The sequence below is a fragment of the Nocardia vulneris genome, from assembly GCF_001613425.1.
In the GTDB taxonomy this organism is placed as follows: Bacteria; Actinomycetota; Actinomycetes; order Mycobacteriales; family Mycobacteriaceae; genus Nocardia; species Nocardia vulneris.
The window spans coordinates 1-21,244 of sequence record NZ_BDCI01000003.1 but is presented as its reverse complement, the minus strand read 5'-3'; the positions used below and the strand labels follow the sequence as shown (position 1 = coordinate 21,244).

The following is a 21,244-nucleotide window of genomic DNA, read 5'->3' as shown; positions in this document are numbered from 1 at the left end:
CTCAGCACTGATCGACAACCCTGCTCACTAGCCCCCGCGCGTATTCCGCATCGATAGCGCTGGGGCGCAAAAGGATTCGGTACATGATGGGGGCGACCAGTTGGTCGAGGACGGGTTCCAGGGCGGGTGGGCATTCGCCGCGGCGGGTGGCTCGGTCGAGGATGGTGGCGATTTGGTCGGCGGCGAACTGGGAGCATTGGCCGGCGTTGGCGCCTTCGGGGTCGGCGAGGAGGGCGTCACGGAGGTAGGCGCGGCCGGGTGGGGAGTCCATTTCTTCGATGAATTGTTCGGTCCAGGCGCGCAGGTCGGCTCGGAGGTCGCCGTGGTCTTCGGGTGGGCTGTCGGGGCGGAGGCGTTCGACGGCGACGTCGGAGAGGAGTTCCTGCAGGTCGCCCCAGCGGCGGTAGATGGTGGAGGGGGTGACGCCGGCGCGGGCGGCGATCCGCGGCACGGTGAGGGCGGCCCGGCCCACCTCGGCCTCGAGTTCACGGACGGCGGTGTGGACCGACTGCTGGACCCTGGCGCTGCGCCCGCCGGGTCGAACTATCGATCTGCGGCTCACTGCTCCACCTTAAATGGGCTCGTGCGGGACGTTCACAGCACCGGTAGCGGCTGACGAACGGTGGTGCGCTCGTAGGCGTGCCCGGCTCGCAGCAGCAACGGCTCACCGAGGGGCCGGGTCATGAGCTGCATGCCGATCGGCAGACCGGCCGGGTCGTGTCCGACTGGGATGGTCATGGCGGGGATTCCGGTGATGTTCGCCGGTGCCGAGAGCCGCACGTAGCCGTCGGCGACGGTCTCGACTGTGCCGTCGGGCCAATGGAATTCGTCCTGTCCGGCGCGGGCGGCAGTTGCGGGGACGGTCGGTGCGGCGATCAAGTCGACGTCGTCGAAGAGGCGGATGACGGCTTCTCGCAAGAGGGTTCGGGCGCGCTGAGCGCGCAGGTAGTCGGCTGCCGGGAGAAATGTGCCTGCCTCCAACAGGTTCCGGACGTCCGGACCATAGCGGTCAGGTGTGCTGCGCAACGAATTTTCGTGCACGGCACTGGCTTCCGGCACCATCAGTCCCCATTGGATCGCTTTGATGTAGCGGGTCATCGGGATCTCGATCTCGACGAGCTCGGCACCCAGTCCGGACAGGTGGTCGATAGCGGCCCGCACGGCGGTCTCGATGCCGGGCTCGACGCGGTCGAAGTAGTAGTTCACGGGCACGCCGATGCGCAGACCGCGCAGGTCGATATCGGTGTCGAGTCGATAGTCGGCGGTGTGGGACAGACTGGCCGGGTCGCGGGGGTCTGGGCCGGCTAGGGCGGTGAGGGCCAGCGTCGCGTCGGCGACGGTGCGGGTGATCGGTCCGACGTGATCCAGTGACCAGGACAGCGCGGTGACGCCGTGTCGGGAGACCAGGCCGTAGGTCGGCTTCAACCCGACCACGCCGTTGAGGGCGGCGGGCACCCGGATGGAGCCGCCGGTATCGGTGCCGAGGGCGAAGGTCGCCGCGCTCGCCGCGACCGCGACCGCGGAACCGCCGCTCGATCCGCCGGCAACCCGCTCGAGGTTCCAAGCGTTGCGCGTCTGGGGTGTGGTCAGGCCGTACGCGAACTCGTGCGTGTGGGTTTTGCCGAGCAAGGCGGTGCCCGCTGCGGCCAAGCGGGTCGTGACGGCACTGTCGGTCTCGGCTCGGTGGCCTGCCCGGACGCGCGAACTCGCCGTGGTCGGTAGCCCGGCGACGTCGATCAGGTCTTTCAGCGCGACCGGGATGCCGTGCAATGCCCCACGCGTCCGTCGTTGCGCAATTTCCCGCTCGGCCTGCCGTGCCGCCGTGCGCGCACGGTCGGTTGTCACCGTCACATACGCACCGAGCAAGGGCTCGACGTGCTCGATGCGGTCCAGTATCGAATCCACGAGTTCGACCGGTGAAAGTTGGCCGGCCTGCATCGCGGCGGACGCGTCGGCAAGCGTCAGCTCATACGGTTGCATCGCGGCCACCTGCGTGGAAGACGGTCGCGGGGACGGTGTCCGTGAAATCCAGTTCTCGCAACAGTCCGACCACGGACAGGATGTGGTCGAGCGTCGCGGATACCTCCGCGCGGCGGTCGACCGGCAACGAAAAGTCCACTCGCGCCGCCCATTCAGCGGTTCCGGGGGCTCTGCTGAGCTCGGCGGTCATCGATCACCTTCCAGCGGGTCACAGCTACAAAAGCTAAGGGTTTGCGTTAATGGACGTTAGGGCATACGGTTCGTTAAAGCAAACACTTTGCTTTTGTGGAGGACGGTATGCAGACGACAGGGACAGCCGGCGTGTCGACCGCTTGGCCGGTGGGCGACCTCACGATCCACCGGGTGGACGAACTCGCCCTGGCGGCGGAAACGGGTGCGTGGCTGCTGCCATCGGCCACGCCGGACCTGATCGCCGGGCAGCCCTGGCTGCAACCGGCTTTCGCGGACGACCAAGGAATCCTGCGTTTCGCCAGCCACAGTTTCGCGGTGCTCGTCGACGGACTGCGCGTGCTGATCGACACCGGGATCGGCAACGGAAAGACCCGGGCGAATCCCGCCTGGCACGACCTGAACACCGATTACCTGGCCCGCCTCGCCGACATCGGGTTCGCGCCGGAAGCGGTGGATCTGGTGCTGCTGACCCACCTGCATGCCGATCATGTCGGCTGGAACACCGTTGCGGAACAAGGAAATTGGGTGCCCACCTTCCCCAATGCGCGCTACGTCACGGCGCGTGCCGAACGTGAGTTCTGGGCGAGCTATGACATGGACGAAGCGCGCAGCCAGATGTTCCGTGACTCGGTCCATCCGATCGAGGACGCCGGGCTGCTCGACCTCATCGACGTCCCGGCGAGTGGTTCCGCGATTACGCCGTCGCTCCGGCTGATCCCGACGCCCGGACACACGCCGGGGCACCTCGCGGTCGAATTGCGGAGCGGCTCAGCTGAAGCCGTCATCACCGGCGATTGCATGCACCATCCCGTCCAGCTGTCCCATCCCGAAATCTCCAGCTGTGTCGACATCGATCCCGGCCAAGCCGAGGCCACCCGTCGCGCCCTGCTCAGCGAGCTGGCCGATACCGAAACCTTGCTCCTCGGAACACATTTCCCGGACCCGACAGCCGGCTATGTGCGATCGCACGAAGGTGGATACCGGTTGTCTCCGATCAGCGACTCACAACCGATTCGGTACTGAGCGACCGGCCCATTGAAACCGAAGTGATCAGTGAGTTGTAGCTCGCTCAGGTGACGATGCATGTCGCAGCGGCTGTCCAAAGCCCTTGGCGCTCGTTTTATGCCGCCAGGTAAGAGTCGAGCAGTACGAGCTTGGCGCAGGTTAGTCGCTGATCAACTTGCATGTCCACACGCAGAGCCAAGCAACCGTATCGAGCATGGCAGCGACATTTCGCATCAGTGATCCGTCTCAGAGGACGTGTCAGGGCGGCGTCAGGGTCGTGTCAGGTGGGGTGGGGAGGGTGGTTCATGTCAGCGAGGACGGGGACAGGACCCGGAGCTGAAATCACAGATGGAGGAGTACTGCTATGCCTACTTTCACTACGCCGAAGCCGGTTGCGCTCACTGTTGAGGTGCTCAGTGGAGATGTGACGGTGATCGCCTCGGATCGGGTGGATTCGGTGGTCGAGGTTCGGCCTGCGGATGCGACGAAGAAGGGGGATGTGCTGGCTGCCGAGCAGACCAAAGTTGCTTTCGCCGAAGGGGTTTTGACGGTGCGGACGCCGAAGCAGTGGCGGACGTATACGCCGTTCGGCGGGAATCCGTCGATCGTGGTGCGTGTCGAGGTGCCCACTGGCTCGCTGCTGAAAGCCAGTGCGGCAGTAGGGCGGTTGCTGGTGGTGGGGGAACTGCGGCAGTCCGATCTGGAGATTTCGGCGGGCGATATCACCGTCGAGCGGCCGGGAGGTGCGGTGACGGCGAAGGTCGCCAAAGGCGATGTTCGCGTTGGTGATGCGGCGCGGGGTGTGCTGCGGTTGGAGACGTCGATGGGGGAGTTGGAGGTCGGTATCCGGCCGGGTAGTGCGGCGCGGCTGGAAGTGGACGCCAAGTCGGGCACTGTGCAGAACCACCTGGGGGCGGTGCATCGGCCGGCGGCGGACGAGGACACCGTGCAGGTGTATGCGCGGAATACCTTCGGCAACGTGATCATTCGGCACGCCGTCGCCGCCTAGTGTGCGCGGAGTTCTCCTTCGCCGCCGGAAGTGCGCCTGTGCCCACAGTTGGACGAGTGATCACCAGGTAATGGTGGCGGCATCGGCCGAGTGGGGTCCGCCACCATTACCTGGTGATCAGCCGTCCAGGAGGATTCGGCCGGGTGAGCACGCGCGCCTGCGCCCGCTGCCCGGCAGGTATGCAGGTACGCCGCGTCTCGGAACCTCCAGCGCTCACCCGGCGAGTGCGGCGGCGACCAGTTCCTCATAGTTCGCTTGCGTCCCTTCGTTTGTCGCCTCGGCGAACCGCGCTTCGCCGAGGCGAGCACGGACCGTCTCCTCGATTCGCCCCGCGTCGGGCAGGGAGCGATCGGCGAGTCCGCACACGCTGGTGCGGGCGGCGAGTAGCTGCGCGGCCAGCTCGTCGTGGTCGCGGCGCAGCGCGAGATCCGCGACCCCGACCAGCATTTGGGCGACGAGCGGTGCGTAGCCCGCTTCGGCGGCTGCCCGGAACGCGGCGGCATGCTCGGTTCGGGCGGTGTCGAGATCGTCGGCGAGGTAGCCGCGCAGGTCGTGGATCACCGCGCCGACATGCCACTGGTTCGCATCGTTACCCAATGCGCTTGTCGCGATGTCGATTTGGCGGTACGCCTGCTCGCCGTCGCCTTGCCAGCGAGCCAGTTCCGCTTTCGCCAAGGCCAGTTCGGCAACGGCGTTCGGCCAGGCGGCCCGGTCGGCGAACCGCTCGGCTTCGCGAAGGGCCCTCGAACTCGCCGCCGAGTCGCCGAGCAGCCAGTACAGCTGGGCTTGGCGCGCACGGATGCGGACCACGTCTTCGATCGCGCCGACTTCGACGATCACCGCGATCGCCTGCTCGAAAAGCGCACACGCCTCGGCGAATTCGCCGCGCGTGGCGAGCCGGCCGGCCAGCTCGGTCAGCGCGAACGAGATTCCCCAGCGCTCGCCGAGTGCGCGGAATTCGGTGAGCGCCTGTTCGAGCAGTGCGTCCGACCCGTCGTGGCCGAGCACGATGCGCATCTTGCCCAGTTGCAGCCGGGCCAGGGCGCGCACCCACGGGTCGTCGTCGGTGAGCAACGCCTCGAAGGCGGGCAAATATTCGTCGGGTCCGCGCAGGATGCGTTCCAGGGCGGTGGCGAACGCCAGTGTCGGATGGTCGGATCGGGCGTTGCGGCTGAACTGATACGACTTGCGGATCCATTCCGCCACTTGGCGTTCGTCATTGCGCCCGGAGCTCAGAAAATGCACCACCAGCCCGTATACGGTCGCCCGGGTCGGGTCGTCCACGTCGCCGGGCAGTTCGGCGGCCGCGGTCACCAGGTCGAGACCCTCGGCCTTGTGCCCGCCGAGCCACCAATACCAACCGGCGGCGGCCGCGAGCCGCATTGCGCCGGGCGTATCGCCTGCGGCGAGCGCGCCACGCATCGCGATGGCGATGTTGTCGTGCTCGGTCTCGAGTGTTGCGAGCCATTCCAGTTGGTCGGCGCGGCGCAGGCGGGGTTCGGCGGTGGCGGCGAGTTCGGTGAAGTACGTGAGATGTGCGCGCCGCGTCGAATCTGCTTCTCCCGCTTCGACGAGACGATCTTCGGCGTATTGCTTGATCGTTTCGAGCATGCGGTAGCGCGGCTCGCTGTCGCTCGCCGTGAGCAACAGCGACTTCTCGGTCAGTGCGGTCAGCAGTTCGAGCACCTCCCACTGCTCGACCGCCCCGCCGGCGCAAACCTGTTCGGCCGCAGCCAAACTCGCGCCGTCGGCGAAGACCGCGAGCCTGCGCAGCAGCACCCGTTCGGCATCGCTGAGCAATTCCCAGCTCCAGTCGACCACCGATCGCAAGGTCCGGTGCTGCGGCCGCGCGGTCCGGCTGCCGCCGGTCAGCAGCCGGAACCGATCGTCGAGCCGGTTGGCCAGCTGATCGAGGGACATGGTGCGCAACCGGGCCGCGGCCAATTCGATGGCCAGCGGTATCCCGTCGAGCGCGCGGCAGACGCGGGCCATGGTCGCCAAGGCTGCGGCGTCGTCCGGGAGGTCCTTGCGCACGGCACCGGCCCGGTCCCGCAGCAACTGAACGGCGGGGGAAGCCTCGATGTCGTCGGTCCCGGCGTCGTCGGCCGGCAGGGCGAGTGGCAGCACCTGCCACAGCGCTTCGCCCGTGATACCGAGCGGTTCGCGGCTCGTCGCGAGGATCCGCAGCTTGCGGCATTCGCCGAGCACGCGGTGCGCGAACGCCGCCGCGGACTCGATCACATGCTCGCAGTTGTCCAGGATCAGCAGTGTTTCGCGCTCGCGTAGGGCCGCGATGAGCCGATCCATCGGTTCGGCATCCGGCGGCCCGCCGAGCAATGCGTCGCGGAGCCCGAGTGCGGCGAGCGCCGACTGGGCCACGTCGGCGCCCCCGCCGAGGGGCGCCAGCTCCACCAGCCAGGCGCCGTCGGGCAGGTCCTCGAGCAATGTTCGCGCGGTCTCCACCGCCAGCCGGGTCTTGCCCGAGCCGCCGGGCCCGGTCAACGTGGTGAGCCGATGTTGCGCGATGAGTTCACGCACGACGGCGACATCGGCGTATTTGCCGACGAAGCCGGTCAATTCGGCGCGCAGGTTGGTGCGCCGGTCGTCCTGCTGCGCGCCCACTTCGCCCCGCAGCAGTGCGACGTGCAGGTCCGACAGTTCGGGTGCGGGATCCACACCCAAGGTGTCGGCGAGCGCGTCGCGGGCCCGCTGGAAAACGACCAGCGCCTCGCTGCTGCGCCCCGCGGCCGCCAGCGCCCGCATCAATGCGCCGACGAGCCTTTCCCGCACCGGGTTTCGCGCCACGACATCGGTCAGTTCGGCCACCAGGTCTGGGCCCCGGCCGAGCCGGACCTCTGTCTCGTAGCGGTCCTCCATGGCGGCCAGACGCAGCCCGTCGAGCCGGGTGATCATCGCCTCGAAGGCTTCGCTGTCCTGGATCTCGACGTTCTGGAACACCGCTCCACGCCACAGCTCGAGGGCCTCGCGCAGCAGGGCGGCGCGCTCGACGTCGGCCCCGCCTCGCGCCTGATCGAGGAGCTGCTCGAAGCGCACGGCGTCGACGGCGTCGGGCTGCACCGTCAGCCGATATCCACCCGGCTGCCCGTCGAGCGATCCGTTCGGCAGCACCCGCCGCAGCCGGGAGACGAGCGCCTGCAGCGAGTTGGCCGCGTCGGCGGGCGGTTGTTCGCCCCAAATCCAGTCGACCAGGGTCGCTTTCGGCACCACGCGACCGGGTTCGAGCGCGAGCGCGACCAGCAACGCCCGCAACCGAGCACCTGGTACCTCGATCAATCCGCCGTCGTCTGATCGGATTTCCAAAGGTCCAAGCATCCCGATCCGCACCGGACCATTCTGCCGTGCATGGTTCCCGGGCGACCGGTCGGCCTTGGAACGTCTGACCATGGCGGATGTGACGGGCTGACACCGTGTCAGGCCGGTATCAGGCCGGTGTCAGCGAGCCCGGCCACAGTTCTCCTCGTGAACAGTTCAGCGATTGCAGTTCCCGGGCCGCGAAAGGCGTACGGGGACATGATCTTCCCCGCAGTGCAGGTCACCGGCGAGCGGGGTCACTGATGGAACTCAGGGTGGACCGGGAACGCTGCATCGGCGCGGGCATGTGCGTGCTGACCGCTCCGGAAATGTTCGACCAAGCCGAGGCGGACGGACGGGTGCTGCCGCTGCGCCGCACCCCGACGCCCGACCAGGAGCAGGCCGTCCGCGAGGCGGTCGAGATGTGCCCCTCCGGCGCGATCGCCCTCGTCGCCGACTGAACCGAACGAAAAAGGAAACCTGATGAATACGACCGTTCCAGTCCCGCACGGCCTCCCCATGGAGCGCAACGCCGGCCCCTTCGACCCGCCCAAGGAGATCACCCAGCTCCGCGCCGCTCGCCCGGTCAGCCCCCTGATCTTCCCGGACGGGCACGAAGGCTGGCTCGTCACCGGCTATGACGCCGTCCGGCAGCTCATGGCAGACACCCGGTTCAGCTCGCGGCAGGACATCGGCATCGTGCACGTCCCGTACGAGACCCCCGGTATGCCCGCCGCGACCGAGCCGTCCCCGCCGATGCCGGGTCTGTTCATCGCGATGGACCCGCCGGAGCACACTCGGTTCCGGCGCAAGCTGATCGGCGCCTTCACCGTCCGGCGGATGAAGATGCTCGAGGAACACATCATCGAGATCACCGAGCGGCAGCTGGACGAGATGGCGCGGCTCACGCCACCGGTCGACCTGGTCAAGGCGTTCGCGCTGCCGGTGCCTTCGCTGGTGATCTGCGAACTGCTCGGCGTGCCCTACGCGGATCGAGAGACGTTCCAGGTCAATTCCGCCAAGTTCCTGGTCAAGGACCAGACGCTCGACGAGAAGATGGCCGCGTTCGGCGCGATGCTGGGCTACCTGACCGGACTGGTCACGCAGAAGCGGGCCGCACCTGGTGAAGACATTCTGTCCGACCTGGCCCGGCAAGAGGACCTGACCATCGAGGAGCTGACCGGTATCGCGTTCCTGCTGCTGCTCGCGGGGCACGAGACCACCGCGAACATGCTGGCCCTCGGCACTTTCGCGCTCCTGGAACACCCCGAGCAATGGGCCGAATTGCGCGCGAACCTCGAGCTGGTGCCCGATGCCGTCGAGGAACTCATGCGCTATCTGTCCGTCGCCGACATCTTCTACCGCTACGCGACCGAGGACATCGAACTCGGCGGTGAAACCATCCGCGCGGGATCGACGGTGGTCGTCTCGCTGCTGGCCGCCAACCGCGACCCGCTGCGCTTCGAGCGCCCCGACGAACTCGACCTGCACCGCACCGCCCGCGGCCACCTGTCCTTCGGCCACGGCGTCCACCAGTGCCTCGGCCAGCAGCTGGCCCGCATCGAGATGCGCGCCGGATTCGAACGACTCCTCCGCCGCTTCCCGACCCTGGAACTGGCCGTCCCCGCCGCCGACGTGAAACTGCGCACCGACATGAACATCTACGGCGTCCACGAACTCCCGGTCACGTGGACCGAGGGCGTTCAGTAGCCTTTCGCCGACCCACAGGCCGGGTCGAGTCCGAGGGTTCGACTCGGTTCTGTGTTGGCTAGGTCGCCCACGATGCCCACGTCCAATCGGTACCATCACCCGTATGTTGCGGGCCGAGACGCAGGAGAAACTGCGGGCGGACTACGTGGCCATGCGACATCTCACCAATCTCACGCCGCAACTTAGAGGCCAACAGTTCAACAGTTGGCTGGCTGCTCTTTTACGCGCATATGGAATCAACGCCAAGGAGAATCAGCGTTCCGCCGGTGAGATAGATGTCGTATTCAGTATCGGCGAGACGCGATACATCCTTGAAGCCAAGTGGTCGAAGACAAAATCCGATACCGGACAACTCGCGAAGCTACAGAAGCGAGTTCGCCAACGCCTCAGTGGAACCTATGGTGTTTTCGTCGCGATGGCGGGTTACACGGACGAGGCGCTCGGTGATCTTATCCAAGGTGATCGACTGGAGTTGATTCTTCTCGACCGCGAGCACGTCGAAGCGATGCTCTCTGGCGCCATCGGTCCACAGGAGCTCCTTTCCAAATTACGAGACGAAGCCTCATTCGCCGGACGGCCCTACACGCCGATGTCCGCCGTGCACAGTGGTGCTGATGAAGGCGTGCGGGCAAAATCTGAAGGGAAGCTCTCAACTGAGCCGAGACTGGGTGCGTCCGGCGACGGACATAGAGTGCCCTGGGATCCGCGTCAGCCATGGCGTGGCAATCCGGCGGGACAATACGTTGCGTTCGAAGGACATCAACGGATGTATTGGGGCTGCGTCGCGCTGCTGCTTTGCGCTGCGATCGTCATGACGGTGGCTGTGATCAGCGATCACAGCGCCTGGCGAATCGTCTGGGCGGGCGTTGTCGTCGTCGAAGTTGTTCTTATCGTAGGGTTCTGGCGTCTCGCCATGCGTCCGGTCCGGCTGGAAGTCGGCTCGTCGGGTATCCAGGCGTTCTTCCCGAAGGACAACGCGTGGATGCCGTGGGATCGAATTGATCGCGTCGACGTGGCACGGGTGGACGGCAGTCTTGCGATTGTCGCATGGAGTCGGTACGCGAAGAACTTTCCGACGGCCGGCGAGACCGGGATAGGAGCGCACTACGTCCCATCGTTCGACGCGGTGGCGATCTGCCCTCTCGGACCTCTGCGGGCCAAGCGTCATGAAGTAGTTCGCGCGCTCGAGTTTTATGGGCACAATCGTTACTAGTCATCGTTGCATCGAGAAGTGTTGGTAGAAGCGGGGTTCCACAGCATGAATTTGTTGACACTTCTCTCTGTGACGGTTCCGCCCGCCACGGCATTGATCGGCGTCTTCCTCGGTCAGCGCTTGGCGGCGAGACAAGACCGCTGGAGACAAGAGGCCGAGCTCGGTCGCGTGCTGTGGGCCGCGCGACGGGAGCGGCTCGCTGCGTTCGTGGTTGCGCTCAATCGAGCCATCGACTCGACCCGGATGGCCGTCCGCGAGGGTGCGACGCCAGAGGAAGCGCGAGCGATCGATGATTCTCGGGAAGAGCTGTGGGCGACCGCATTCGAGCGCAACCTTGAAGCGTCGCTTGTCTTTCCAGCGGAAGCAACGACGATATGTACAGAGCATTTGCAGGCCGCGTATCGGTGGCGGCGGGCGTCGATCGAGGCGGGTCGAGAGCTGGTAACCGGATCGGGTGCGGGCAGCCATGAAGACTTGATCGATAGTCTGCGACGCTGGCTGGCACCAACACTGGAAGTCGAGCGTTAGGGTCGATTCGTCGAGGCCCGCGGTATCGAGCAGCGCTCGAAGGTGTTTCGAGCGGCTTCGTCCAGAACTCTGACACCGGACGTGTTCGGTTACGGCCAGCCGGGGTTCACGTGGACGGTGTAGTTACTTCGCCGGTCAGGTAGCGCTGGAGGGTGGGGGCGATGGCGGTGATCAGGTCTTCGGCGGGGGCGGAGGCCATGGGTTCGATGCCGACTATCTTGCGGGCCATCAGGAGGCCGATCATTTGGGAACCTACCAGTGCGACTCGTAGGCGTCCGTCGTCGTCCGGCGTGGCGATGCGCAGGCGGACCCGTTCCAGGACGACCTCGAGGATGAAGGAACGGGCCAGCGAGGTGTCGCCGCCCGCGATGATGCTGCGCACCATCGCGACGACACCGGCGCCGGCCGGTGAATCCCAGACGGCGAGCACCGCGCGCAGGATGGTTTCGCCGAGTCGATCGATCGGGGCCGCGTCGACGGCGGTCAATGTGTGTTCGGGATTCACCGGCAGTTGCACGACGGCGCCGAACAGTTCCTGTTTGGTGCCGAAGTAGTGGTGCACCAATGCCGGATCGACGCCCGCGTCGGACGCGACGGCACGGATCGAGGTCTTGTCGAAACCCGCCTCCGCGAACCGGGCGCGGGCCGCGTCCAGGATCGCCTCGCGCGCACCGGACTGTCCTGGCCGGCGTCCGGAGCGCGCGGGGCGACCTCTGGAACCGCTCACTGAGTGCGCCGCCGAAGTGTCGCGGCGCCGAGGCACAACGCGACCACCGAGAACCCGGCGACCACCGCGAGATCACGCCACATCGTGCCGGTCGCGTTCGGATGTGTCGAAACCTCTTGCAGCGCATCGACCGCATAGCTCATCGGCAATACGTTACTGATCGCCTCCAGCCAGCCGGGCAGCTCCCCGCGCGGAACGAGCAAGCCGCACAGGAAGATCTGCGGCGCGACTACCACCGGCATGAACTGCACCGCTTGAAATTCGGTGCGCGCGAACGCACTTGCCAGCAGGCCGAGCGCGACACCGCACACGGCGTCGACCACCGCGATCAGCACCACCCAGCCGGGGTTGCCCGCGGAGTCGAGCCCGAGCAGCCCGAACGACACCAGGCAGGCCACCCCGGCCTGGGCCGCCGCGGCCAACGAGAACGCGGTGCCGTAGCCGCCGAGCAGGTCGAGCTTGGCCAGCGGCGTGGTGAGCAGCCGCTCCAACGTGCCCGAGGTGCGTTCGCGCTGCATGGCGATGGCCGTGATCAGGAACATCACGATGAACGGCAGGATGCCGAGCATGCTGATGCCGACCCGATCGAACAGCGACACCGGGTTGAACGGGCTGGGCGGGGTGTCTTTGTAGATGAAGTAGAGCAGCGTCATCAGCAATGCGGGCACCACCACGATCATGGCCACGGTGCGATGGTCGTTGCGTAGCTGGCGCAGGATGCGGGTGATCGTCGCGAGATAGGGGCGGAGGGTGGGAGTCCGTCGCGTCGCGGACGCGGTATTGCGGGTCATGATGCGGCCTCGAATCGAAGGGGCGGTGCCGGTGCGGGGATGGTCGGTGCTCATGCCGCCCGACCCATCGTGATCAGTGCGAGGAAGGCACGTTCGAGGTTCTGTTCGCCGGTTTCGGTGCGCAATTCGTCCGGGCTCAGCTGGGCGAGCAGCCGGCCTTCGCGCATGAGCAGCAGCCGGTCGCAGTGTTCGGCCTCGTCCATCACATGGCTGGACACGACCAGCGTGGTGCCGGCCGCGGCCAGCTCCTTGAACTGTTTCCACAGATCTACGCGCAGCACCGGATCGAGGCCGACGGTCGGCTCGTCCAGCACGAGCAATTCCGGCTGGGCGACCAGGGCGCAGGCCAGTGACGCGCGGGTCTTCTGCCCGCCGGAGAGTTCGTCGCCACGCTGCTTGGCGTGTTCGCCGAGGCCGACCGCCTGGATCGCCGCGTCGACGGCCGCCCGTTCGCGCCCGTACAGCGCCGCGAAGTAGGCGACGTTCTCGTGCACGCTGATATCGGAGTAGATGCTGGGCGCCTGCGTGACGTAACCGATGCGGTGCCGTAGTGCCGCAGATCCCGCGGGCAGGCCGAGCGCCGAGATCTCGCCGGATTCGACGATCTGGGTACCGACGATGCTGCGCATCAACGTGGTCTTCCCGCACCCCGACGGCCCGAGCAGCCCGGTGATCGAGCCGCGCGGAATGGTCAGCGAGACATCGTGCAGGACTTGCCGTCCGCCGCGCCGCACGCAGAGGTTCCGAACATCCACGGCCGCGGAAGGGAGGGTTTGCGACATGGCCGCCTCAATTCATCATGTGTTGAATTCACTGTGTGATGAATTTAGCGCGACGTGTCTGCCCAGGCAAGACCCGGTCGGCGTGTTGCGCTCGTGTGGGACTGGACAGCTGATCACCAGGTAACGGTGGCGGCATCGGTCGACAGCCCACCGCCACCATTACCTGGTGATCAACCGTCCAGGGCGAATCGGCGCGTCAGTGGCCGTGGTGCGGGGGCGGGGGCACGGCGGAACCACCCGGATCGACCACCGCGAATTGGCCCATCATGCCGCGGTCTTCGTGCCAGAGCAGGTGGCAGTGATACATGTACGGCGTCGTCGGGTCGGCCGGGCCGTCGAACCGCAGGGCCAGTTGCACAGTGGTGTTCGGCGGTAGGAAGACGGTGTCTTTCGGACCGGTGAGGTGAGCGGGTGGTGGTCCGTCGTTCCTGCGGAGCACGCGGAACTGCACGTCGTGGATGTGGAAGTTGTGCGGCATGCCGTCGTTGTTGCGCACGGTCCAGGTTTCGGCGGTCCCGCGGGTGACGGTGAAGTCGATGCGGTCCATCGCCATCGGTTTCCCGTTGATACCGGACAGATTCAACTCGAAGCGACGTTCGCCGACCGAATCGGAACCATCCGGCGTCGACGGTTGCGCCAGTGTCGCGGGTAGTTCGGGCGACGGGCGCAATGTGTCGGCGGCGCGGAGTTCCAGGACGTCGAAGGTGTCGTCGCCGCCGGCGAAGCGCTGGGTCCAGAAGTCGAGTCCGGCGTCGAGTTCGTTGCTGCGCAAGAGGGTTCGTTCACCCGCGTGCATCCGCACGACGATCTCGGCTCGCTCGCCCGGCGAAAGCGGCAAGCGGTCCAGCATGAGCGGCCGTTCGAGCAGCCCGCCATCGGTCGCGACGAGGGCGAAGGCGCGTTCGCCGGTGAAGCCGAAGGTGTAGGTGCGGGCGGTCGATGCGTTGAGCAGCCGCAGCCGGACCAGTTCGTCGCCGACGGTGCGATGGGGCGCCAGGGTGCCGTTCACCATGACCTGATCGCCGAGGAAGCCGACATCGCGGAAGATCGCATGGGACGAATCCAGTTCGTTCCCACGGAACTTCACGTCCTGGACGATGACCGGCAGATCGTCGACGCCGTAATTCTTTGGTAGCGGCAGTTTTTCGGAGATCTCGTCGTCGAGCAGGAACAGGCCTGCCAGCCCGCGCCGCACGTGGTCCTCGGTCGCGCCGTGCGGATGCGGGTGGTACCAGAGCGTCGCGGCGGGCTGGTCGATCCGCCACTGCGGTTGCCAGGTGGCGCCGGCTTGCACCATCTGATGGGGCCCGCCGTCCATGGCCGCCGGGAGGTGCATGCCGTGCCAGTGCACGGTCGACGCCTCGGGCAGGTGATTGCGCACGGTCACCGCGACGTGCTCGCCGCGCCGAGCCCGCAGCGTCGGCCCCAGGTGGGCGCCGTTGAATCCCCATGTCTCGGTAGCCTGACCGGCTCGGAATTCGGTTCGCCCCGAACGCATGTCGAGCTGGAACTCCCGGGTGCCGTCCGCGCGCACGTGGCCCGTTGCCAGGGGCGGAACGGCGAGTTCGTTGCGGAATTCCGTGCGGCCCACCGTGGATACGGTGGCGTGCACGAACACCCACGTGACCGCACCGCCGACGGTGAGCGCGCACAGCACGACCAGCGCGCCGAGAATCAGAACGAACCGCCGCCACCTGCGCGGCCGGGAAACCGAAGACATTGTCCGACGGTAGGAATCGACGGGGCCGCCGCACATCCGGGAGCGCCCCCGAGACGGCCCTGATTCCAGGTGCCGTTTTCTCGGGGGTGCACGCCCGAAAAGCGTCTGAACTGCGGCTACAGCATGTGGTGCAGGTCACAGTGTCGAGGTGTCACGTAACCGCGGGGTCGTTTGTCCCATGGTCGTCAGCAAGCACCCGAGCATCGGAGAACCCCATGGACACCGCACACCGCATCGTCATCCTCGGCGGCGGCTACACCGGAATGGTGGCGGCCGCGCGATTGGCTCGGCGCACCCGCAAGCAGGACGTGCGGATCACGCTCGTGAACCCGTCGGCGCGCTTCACCGAGCGGCTCCGGATGCATCAGATCGCCGCGGGCCAGGAGCTGGCCGACCATCGCATCGCCGACATCCTGGCCGGCACCGGCGTCGAATTCGTCCAGGGCTGGGCCACTTCCCTCGACCCGGCCTCGGGGCACGTCCTGATCGATGGCACCCGGACGCTGCCCTACGACGAGCTGATCTACGCGCTGGGCAGCAGCACCGACACCGATATCGTGCCCGGCGCGGCCGACCACGCGTGGACGCTCAACGATCCCCGGGCCGCCCATCGCTTCGCGGAACGTTTGAATGTGGTTGCGGCGCAGGGCGGTACCGTCGCGGTCTGCGGTGGCGGCCTGACCGGCATCGAGGCGGCGGCCGAAATCGCCGAGAACCACCCGGGATTGCGGGTCACGCTGATCAGCAGCGGTGAGCCCGGCGCCATGATGAGCGACAAAGCGCGTGCCTACCTGAACCGCGCGTTCGATCGCCTCGGCGTTGTCCGCGAAATCGGCCGGGCGGTCACCAAGGTGCTACCGGATGCGGTCGAATTGGCCGGGGGCACTGTGGTTCCCGCTGACCTCACGCTGTGGACCACCGGTGTGCGGGTCGCGCCGTTGGCCGCCGCGGCGGGCATCGCGACCGACGAGCGCGGGTTGATCGTGGTCGACGAGACCCTGCGCTCGGTGTCGCATCCGAACATTCACGCCGTGGGTGACGCGGCCGCGATCCGGATGCCCTGGGGGCAGATCCACGGCACCTGCCAGAGCGGCATACCGACGGCGGCGTACACCGCCGACGCCATCGCGCGTGAGCTGCGTGGGAAAGCGCCGAAGCCGTTCCGGTTCGGCTACTTCCACCAGCCGGTCAGCCTGGGCCGCCGGGACGCGATCATCCAGTTCACCAAGTCGGACGACACACCGGGCCGGTTCTACCTGACCGGCCGGGCCGCGGTGGCCTACAAGGAGTCGGTCAGCGCCAGCCCGGTCCCGATCGTCCGGTTCAGCCGCCGGATGAACGTTCCGGTCAAGTTGCGGGCCGGCCGGCGCGCCGACGCACCGGCCGCGTGACGCGGCGTCCAGATGTGTCAGGTGCGTTTGGGAGCATGACCGCATGATCGACGTAGTGCCTCAGCAAGATCCCTTCCTGGAACACCGGCGGCTGCTGTTCGCCACCGCGTACCGGATGCTGGGCACCGTCACGGATGCGGAAGACGTCCTGCAGGACACCTGGCTCAAATGGCACGAGACGGATCAGGCGACGGTGCGCCACCCGAAGGCCTACCTGGTGCGCACCGTCACCAATCTGTCGCTCAACCGGCTCACTTCCGCCCGGGCCACCCGCGAGAACTACGTGGGCCCCTGGCTGCCCGAACCACTGCTCACCGCACCGAATGTCGCCGAGGAGACCGAATTGGCCGACACCGTCTCCACCGCGATGCTCGTGATCCTGGAAACCCTGACACCGGTGGAACGCGCCGTGTTCGTGCTGCGGGAGGTGTTCGGTTACACGCACGCCGAAATCGCGGACACCCTGGACCGTCCCGAGGCGACCATCCGCCAGATCGCGCATCGCGCCCGCGGGCACGTGCAATCGCGGCGGCCGCGCGTCGACACCGACAGAGCCGAACGTGACCACATCACCGCCCAATTCATGGCCGCCTGTGCCGGCGGCGATCTCAACGCGCTGATGGATCTGCTCGCGCCGGACGTGACCCTGTGGTCCGACGGCGGCGGCATCGTGACGGCGGCGCGCCGTCCGTTGCACGGCCCGGATCACGTGGCCCGGTGGATTCTGGGAGTACTGGCGAAACCGGTGTCCGCGGGCATCGAACTGGAATCCGCCTACGTCAACGGCGAGCTCGGCGCGCTGGCCTGCCTGGACGGAAATCCGGGCGGCGCGTTCACCTACGACATCGTCGACGGCCGTATCCAGAACCTGCGTTTCCAGGTGAACCCGACCAAGTTGAAAGGTCTCTACCTGGACCCCGACCCACTGGGATGACGGGGTGCGGGCGGCCGACGTTCTAGGCTCCTGCCGTGACCAACCAGAGCACAGAACTGTCCGCGGACGGGGGACAGGTGCGGGCTTCGACCCTGGAGCTGTTCTTCGATCTCGTCTTCGTCTTCACCATCACGCAGTTGACGCACGTCTTCACCCATCACCCGGGCTGGCCGGCGCTGGGCCAGGTGGCCCTGGTCTTCGGGTTGATCTGGTGGATGTACAGCGGATACGTCTGGCTCACCAACGAGGTGGCGCCGAACAGTTCGGCGCGGCGCACCTGGCTGCTGATCGGCATGTTCTCGTTCTTCGTGCTCTCGCTGGCCATCCCGGACGCGTTCCACGGCACCGGGATCGCCTTCGGTGTCGGCTACGTCCTGGTGACCGCCGTGCACACCGCGCTGTTCGCGTCCGGGGGCGGGGCGTCGGCTGCTCTCGCCATCAAACACATCGGACCGTTCAATGCGCTCGCCGCCGCCCTGGTGCTGGCTGGCGGCTTCGTCCACGGCTGGGCGCAGTACCTCTGCTGGGGTCTCGCGTTCGCCGTGCAGATCGTCAGTCCCTACCTGATCGATACCGGTGACTTCGTGGTCCGCGCGACGCACTTCTGCGAACGGCACGGTCTCGTCATCATCGTGGCGATCGGCGAGTCCATCGTGGCGATCGGCGCCGGACTGGCCGGGGAGAAGATCACGCCGCAGCTGATTGTCACGGTCTCGCTCGCGCTGTGTCTCGCCTACGTCCTGTGGTGGGCGTTCTTCGGCTTCGACGACGAACGCGGCGAACACGCGCTGGCCGCGGTGCCCGAACGGGAACGTTCCCGTCCGGCGTTGGTCGCCTACGGCTACGCGCTGTATCCACTGCTCATCGGCGTGATCCTCACCGCGGCCGGTATCCAGATGAGCATCGGGCACGGGAACGAATCCGTCGGCGTGGCCACCGCGGCCGCACTGTCCGGCGGCGTCGCGCTGTATTTCCTCGCCCAGTTCTTCTTCCGGACGGCGTTGCGGCTGCCCCGGCCGTGGATGCGCTTGATCGCCGCGGCGGCGGTCACCGCGACCATCCCGATCGGTGTGGTGTGGGTGGCCTGGGCGCAGCTGGCGGTGCTGGTCGCCGTCGGCTATCTGGCGGTGATCGCGGACGACCTGATCACCCTGCGCTCGGGGCAGCACAGCTCGTACGTGTAGATCACACGACCGATACCGCGGCGCAGGTGACGCGCGATATGTTGTGGCGATCCAGCGAGTTTGCTGGACATTTCGCCGAATATCGCTCTGTTGCAAGGAATTTCGCTATGCCTTCGAAACCGCTGCTCGGTTTGTTCGCTGCCGTCGTCGGTCTTGCCGCCCTGATCTCCGCGCCCGCCTCGGCTACGCCGCTACTGTCCGCGGCGTGCCCGTCGGGTCAATACGAGAACGTGGACAACCGCTGCGTGCCGCGGCCACAGCAGGCGGCAACCCCGCCGGACGGCGCGACCGCGCGGTGCAAGGACGGCACCTACAGCTTCAGCCAGCACCGCAGCGGCACTTGCTCGGGGCACAAGGGTGTCGCCGAGTGGCTGGTGAATCTGCCCAAGTAGGCGTCTTGGACAATGGTGGGTGTGTGTGCCGATGAGCTTGCCGTCGAACCGCCCACCGCCGCTCGTCGTCTGTTGGGCTCGACACTGTGGTCCGGGCCGGTCGGCGTGCGGATCGTCGAGGTCGAGGCGTACGGCGGTGATCCGGCCGGACCGTGGCACGATCCGGCGTCGCATTCCGGGCGCGGGCGCACCAAGCGCAACGCGGTGATGTTCGGCCCGGCGGGGGTGCTGTACGTCTACCTCAGCTACGGCATGCACATGTGCATCAACGTGACCAGCGGGCCGGACGGCACCGCCAGCGCGGCGCTGATCCGGTCGGGCGAGGTGATCGCGGGTTTCGATGAGGCCCGCGCACGCCGTCCGGCCGCGCGCACCGATGCCGGCTTGGCAAGGGGGCCGGGCAATCTCGGTAGTGCGCTGGGCATCACGCTGAGCGACTATGGAACTCCGCTGCTCGAGCCGTCCTCGGCGATCCGGCTCGAGCTCGCCGACCCGGTGGCCGCGAAGGACATCGCGAGTGGTCCGCGCGTCGGTGTCAGCGTCGCGGCGGACCTGCCGTGGCGGTTCTGGCTGCCGGGGTCTGCCGCGGTGTCCGCGTATCGGCGCAGTCCGCGCGCGCCGCGCGCCGCAGCGTCCTGATCGCCGGACGCTCTTCAGCGCCCTGTCGATACCCGGAAATTCGCTCGACCTGCGGGTGACGATGTCGAGACACTGAGGCCCACTCGAGGCACGACAACCCGTGCGGAAAGATGGGCAAGCGTGAGCGGCGACATCATCGACGAACTGACCTGGCGCGGACTGATCGCGCAATCCACCGACCTCGACGCGCTGCGCGCCTCCCTGGACGCTGGCCGGTTGACCGTCTATGCCGGCTTCGATCCCACCGGGCCCAGCCTGCACGCTGGGCACCTCGTTCCGTTGCTGGCGCTGAAGCGCTTCCAACGCGCGGGCAATCGTCCGATCGTGCTGGCCGGCGGCGCCACCGGCCTCATCGGTGACCCGCGCGATGTCGGTGAGCGCACCATGAACTCCAACGACACCGTGCGGGACTGGTCCGATCGGATCCGTTCGCAACTGGAACGGTTCGTCGACCTGGACGATTCGTCGACCGGCGCGGTGGTCGTCAACAACATGGACTGGACCGGGCAGCTGTCCGCGGTCGACTTCCTGCGGGATGTCGGCAAGCACTTCTCGGTGAACGTCATGCTGGCGCGCGACACCATCAAGCGCCGTCTCGACGGTGAGGGCATCTCCTACACCGAGTTCAGCTACATGCTCTTGCAGGCCAACGACTACCTGCAACTGCGTCGCAACTACGACTGCACGTTGCAGGTCGGCGGCTCCGACCAGTGGGGCAACATCATCGCGGGCGTCGAGCTGAACCGGCGGGTGGACGGCGCCTCGGTGCACGCGCTCACCGTTCCGCTGGTCACTTCGGCCGACGGCAAGAAGTTCGGCAAGTCGACCGGTGGCGGCAGCCTGTGGCTGGACCCGGAAATGACCAGCCCGTACGCCTGGTACCAGTACTTCGTGAACACGGCCGACGCCGATGTCATCCGGAACCTGCGCTGGTTCACCTTCCTCTCCCGGGAGGAACTTGCCGAACTGGAGCAGGCCACGGCGGAACGTCCGCACGCGCGGGAGGCGCAGCGCAGGCTGGCCGCCGAGATGACCACGCTGGTGCACGGCGAGGCGAACACCCGAGCTGTGCAACTGGCCAGCCAGGCGCTGTTCGGTCGCGGCGAACTCCGGGACTTGGACGAGCCGACCCTCGGTGCGGCGCTGCGCGAAGCCGCCGTCGCCGAATTGCAGGCGGGGGAGCCGGACACGATCGTGGACCTGCTCGTCGCCACCGGACTGAGCGAAAGCCGGGGCGCGGCCCGTCGCGCGGTGAACGAAGGTGGCGCGTCGGTGAACAACGAGCGGATCTCGGACCTCGAATGGACCCCCGCGGACAGCGACTACCTGCACGGACGCTGGCTGGTGCTGCGCCGCGGCAAGAAGAACCTCGCCGGCGTTCTGCGGGCAGGCGCATGAAGATCGCCGTGGCTTGAGTCACATCCGTGTGATTCAAGCCGTCCGGCGGCCCGACCGCGACGCTCTGACCTGCGGAAACGCGAGCGTGAGCAGCGGATTTGACGTAGCGTTATCCGCCGCGTAACTTATTCCAGGTCAGAGCGACACGGACACCGACCCGGAGCCGAGAGGCCAGCGGAAACGCTGACTAGAAGGACCGGGAAACGAGGTAGTACGGGGAGCGCCTGGCCAAACAAGTAAGATGTCTAGGGTGATCACGCGGACTTGACTCTGCGGGAGAAGCCACTTAGGCTGGAACAGTTGCCTCACGGAAGATCCGGTTAACGCCGGGGACGAA

The 21,244-nt window shown here is 67.0% G+C and carries 20 protein-coding genes; 12 read left to right on the top strand and 8 right to left on the bottom strand.

Annotated features, from left to right (window positions below):
• Position 1: 1 nt before the first annotated feature.
• Genes NVU01S_RS04540 through NVU01S_RS04530 form a run of 3 tightly spaced genes read right to left on the bottom strand, consistent with a single transcriptional unit; the run spans position 2 to position 2,170 of the window.
• Positions 2–562: a TetR/AcrR family transcriptional regulator gene (locus NVU01S_RS04540; RefSeq protein WP_014982801.1), complete on the bottom strand. Its 561-nt coding sequence runs from the start codon at positions 560–562 to the stop codon at positions 2–4.
• Positions 563–594: 32 nt separating this feature from the next.
• On the bottom strand, positions 595–1,980 hold the full coding sequence (locus NVU01S_RS04535) for an Asp-tRNA(Asn)/Glu-tRNA(Gln) amidotransferase GatCAB subunit A (RefSeq protein ID WP_043682121.1): 1,386 nt from the start codon (positions 1,978–1,980) through the stop codon (positions 595–597).
• Complete coding sequence (locus NVU01S_RS04530) at positions 1,967–2,170, bottom strand: hypothetical protein (RefSeq protein WP_014982803.1); 204 nt, start codon at positions 2,168–2,170, stop codon at positions 1,967–1,969. The genes NVU01S_RS04535 and NVU01S_RS04530 overlap by 14 nt, the downstream gene beginning before the upstream one ends.
• A 131-nt stretch (positions 2,171–2,301) precedes the next feature.
• Between NVU01S_RS04530 and NVU01S_RS04525 the strand changes: the two genes are divergently transcribed.
• Entirely contained in the window at positions 2,302–3,195 is an 894-nt protein-coding gene (locus tag NVU01S_RS04525; protein WP_209444904.1) for an MBL fold metallo-hydrolase, read from the top strand.
• Positions 3,196–3,541: 346 nt separating this feature from the next.
• Positions 3,542–4,186: a DUF4097 family beta strand repeat-containing protein gene (locus NVU01S_RS04520; protein ID WP_043682082.1), complete on the top strand. Its 645-nt coding sequence runs from the start codon at positions 3,542–3,544 to the stop codon at positions 4,184–4,186.
• A 213-nt stretch (positions 4,187–4,399) separates the two neighbouring features.
• Here NVU01S_RS04520 and NVU01S_RS04515 read toward each other — a convergent pair whose 3' ends face one another.
• Positions 4,400–7,507, bottom strand: a complete 3,108-nt coding sequence (locus NVU01S_RS04515) for an AfsR/SARP family transcriptional regulator (protein WP_244467552.1) — start codon at positions 7,505–7,507, stop codon at positions 4,400–4,402.
• A 254-nt stretch (positions 7,508–7,761) separates the two neighbouring features.
• On the opposite strand from NVU01S_RS04515, the gene NVU01S_RS04510 reads away from it, so the two are divergent.
• The 4 genes from NVU01S_RS04510 to NVU01S_RS04495 all read left to right on the top strand — a co-directional run bounded on the left by NVU01S_RS04510 (position 7,762) and on the right by NVU01S_RS04495 (position 10,949).
• On the top strand, positions 7,762–7,959 hold the full coding sequence (locus NVU01S_RS04510; RefSeq protein ID WP_043682085.1) for a ferredoxin: 198 nt from the start codon (positions 7,762–7,764) through the stop codon (positions 7,957–7,959).
• A 22-nt stretch (positions 7,960–7,981) separates the two neighbouring features.
• The gene (locus NVU01S_RS04505) at positions 7,982–9,208 is read left to right on the top strand and encodes a cytochrome P450 (protein WP_043682088.1); all 1,227 of its coding nucleotides are present in this window, start codon (positions 7,982–7,984) and stop codon (positions 9,206–9,208) included.
• A 103-nt stretch (positions 9,209–9,311) separates the two neighbouring features.
• Positions 9,312–10,421 (top strand): restriction endonuclease, encoded by a 1,110-nt coding sequence (locus tag NVU01S_RS42270; RefSeq protein ID WP_082032463.1) that lies wholly within the window; start codon positions 9,312–9,314, stop codon positions 10,419–10,421.
• 45 nt (positions 10,422–10,466) lie between these two features.
• Positions 10,467–10,949: a hypothetical protein gene (locus NVU01S_RS04495; RefSeq protein ID WP_156161990.1), complete on the top strand. Its 483-nt coding sequence runs from the start codon at positions 10,467–10,469 to the stop codon at positions 10,947–10,949.
• A 106-nt stretch (positions 10,950–11,055) separates the two neighbouring features.
• Here NVU01S_RS04495 and NVU01S_RS04490 read toward each other — a convergent pair whose 3' ends face one another.
• The 4 genes from NVU01S_RS04490 to NVU01S_RS04475 form a co-directional block, all read right to left on the bottom strand.
• Positions 11,056–11,676, bottom strand: coding sequence for a TetR/AcrR family transcriptional regulator (locus NVU01S_RS04490; protein WP_043682097.1), 621 nt, complete (start codon positions 11,674–11,676; stop codon positions 11,056–11,058).
• Entirely contained in the window at positions 11,673–12,467 is a 795-nt protein-coding gene (locus tag NVU01S_RS04485; RefSeq protein WP_052281401.1) for an ABC transporter permease, read from the bottom strand. Before NVU01S_RS04485 ends, NVU01S_RS04490 begins: the two co-directional genes overlap by 4 nt.
• Positions 12,468–12,517: 50 nt before the next feature.
• Positions 12,518–13,249: an ABC transporter ATP-binding protein gene (locus NVU01S_RS04480; RefSeq protein WP_043682101.1), complete on the bottom strand. Its 732-nt coding sequence runs from the start codon at positions 13,247–13,249 to the stop codon at positions 12,518–12,520.
• 196 nt (positions 13,250–13,445) lie between these two features.
• Positions 13,446–14,969 (bottom strand): multicopper oxidase family protein, encoded by a 1,524-nt coding sequence (locus NVU01S_RS04475; protein ID WP_175068865.1) that lies wholly within the window; start codon positions 14,967–14,969, stop codon positions 13,446–13,448.
• Between the two features lie 215 nt (positions 14,970–15,184).
• Between NVU01S_RS04475 and NVU01S_RS04470 the strand changes: the two genes are divergently transcribed.
• The 6 genes from NVU01S_RS04470 (at position 15,185) to tyrS (ending at position 20,907) form a co-directional block, all read left to right on the top strand.
• Positions 15,185–16,360: an NAD(P)/FAD-dependent oxidoreductase gene (locus tag NVU01S_RS04470; RefSeq protein WP_043682103.1), complete on the top strand. Its 1,176-nt coding sequence runs from the start codon at positions 15,185–15,187 to the stop codon at positions 16,358–16,360.
• Between the two features lie 43 nt (positions 16,361–16,403).
• Positions 16,404–17,294: an RNA polymerase sigma-70 factor gene (locus NVU01S_RS04465; protein ID WP_043682106.1), complete on the top strand. Its 891-nt coding sequence runs from the start codon at positions 16,404–16,406 to the stop codon at positions 17,292–17,294.
• A gap of 35 nt (positions 17,295–17,329) precedes the next feature.
• Positions 17,330–18,478, top strand: a complete 1,149-nt coding sequence (locus NVU01S_RS04460; protein WP_043682109.1) for a low temperature requirement protein A — start codon at positions 17,330–17,332, stop codon at positions 18,476–18,478.
• Positions 18,479–18,585: 107 nt separating this feature from the next.
• Complete coding sequence (locus NVU01S_RS04455; RefSeq protein WP_014982816.1) at positions 18,586–18,870, top strand: DUF3761 domain-containing protein; 285 nt, start codon at positions 18,586–18,588, stop codon at positions 18,868–18,870.
• Between the two features lie 12 nt (positions 18,871–18,882).
• Positions 18,883–19,509, top strand: a complete 627-nt coding sequence (locus tag NVU01S_RS04450; protein WP_043682112.1) for a DNA-3-methyladenine glycosylase — start codon at positions 18,883–18,885, stop codon at positions 19,507–19,509.
• Positions 19,510–19,629: 120 nt separating this feature from the next.
• The gene (tyrS, locus tag NVU01S_RS04445; protein WP_043682115.1) at positions 19,630–20,907 is read left to right on the top strand and encodes a tyrosine--tRNA ligase; all 1,278 of its coding nucleotides are present in this window, start codon (positions 19,630–19,632) and stop codon (positions 20,905–20,907) included.
• Positions 20,908–21,244: the final 337 nt, after the last annotated feature.

What these genes read in the sequence shown, in the direction of transcription:
- NVU01S_RS04480 (WP_043682101.1), bottom strand. Translation starts at nt 13,249, where the DNA reads ATGTCGCAAACCCTCCCTTCCGCGGCCGTGGATGTTCGGAACCTCTGC.
- NVU01S_RS42270 (WP_082032463.1), top strand. Translation starts at nt 9,312, where the DNA reads ATGTTGCGGGCCGAGACGCAGGAGAAACTGCGGGCGGACTACGTGGCC.
- NVU01S_RS04505 (WP_043682088.1), top strand. Translation starts at nt 7,982, where the DNA reads ATGAATACGACCGTTCCAGTCCCGCACGGCCTCCCCATGGAGCGCAAC.
- NVU01S_RS04510 (WP_043682085.1), top strand. Translation starts at nt 7,762, where the DNA reads ATGGAACTCAGGGTGGACCGGGAACGCTGCATCGGCGCGGGCATGTGC.
- NVU01S_RS04455 (WP_014982816.1), top strand. Translation starts at nt 18,586, where the DNA reads ATGCCTTCGAAACCGCTGCTCGGTTTGTTCGCTGCCGTCGTCGGTCTT.
- NVU01S_RS04520 (WP_043682082.1), top strand. Translation starts at nt 3,542, where the DNA reads ATGCCTACTTTCACTACGCCGAAGCCGGTTGCGCTCACTGTTGAGGTG.
- NVU01S_RS04485 (WP_052281401.1), bottom strand. Translation starts at nt 12,467, where the DNA reads ATGACCCGCAATACCGCGTCCGCGACGCGACGGACTCCCACCCTCCGC.
- NVU01S_RS04450 (WP_043682112.1), top strand. Translation starts at nt 18,883, where the DNA reads ATGGTGGGTGTGTGTGCCGATGAGCTTGCCGTCGAACCGCCCACCGCC.
- NVU01S_RS04465 (WP_043682106.1), top strand. Translation starts at nt 16,404, where the DNA reads ATGATCGACGTAGTGCCTCAGCAAGATCCCTTCCTGGAACACCGGCGG.
- NVU01S_RS04470 (WP_043682103.1), top strand. Translation starts at nt 15,185, where the DNA reads ATGGACACCGCACACCGCATCGTCATCCTCGGCGGCGGCTACACCGGA.
- NVU01S_RS04535 (WP_043682121.1), bottom strand. Translation starts at nt 1,980, where the DNA reads ATGCAACCGTATGAGCTGACGCTTGCCGACGCGTCCGCCGCGATGCAG.
- NVU01S_RS04495 (WP_156161990.1), top strand. Translation starts at nt 10,467, where the DNA reads ATGAATTTGTTGACACTTCTCTCTGTGACGGTTCCGCCCGCCACGGCA.
- NVU01S_RS04530 (WP_014982803.1), bottom strand. Translation starts at nt 2,170, where the DNA reads ATGACCGCCGAGCTCAGCAGAGCCCCCGGAACCGCTGAATGGGCGGCG.
- NVU01S_RS04475 (WP_175068865.1), bottom strand. Translation starts at nt 14,969, where the DNA reads ATGTCTTCGGTTTCCCGGCCGCGCAGGTGGCGGCGGTTCGTTCTGATT.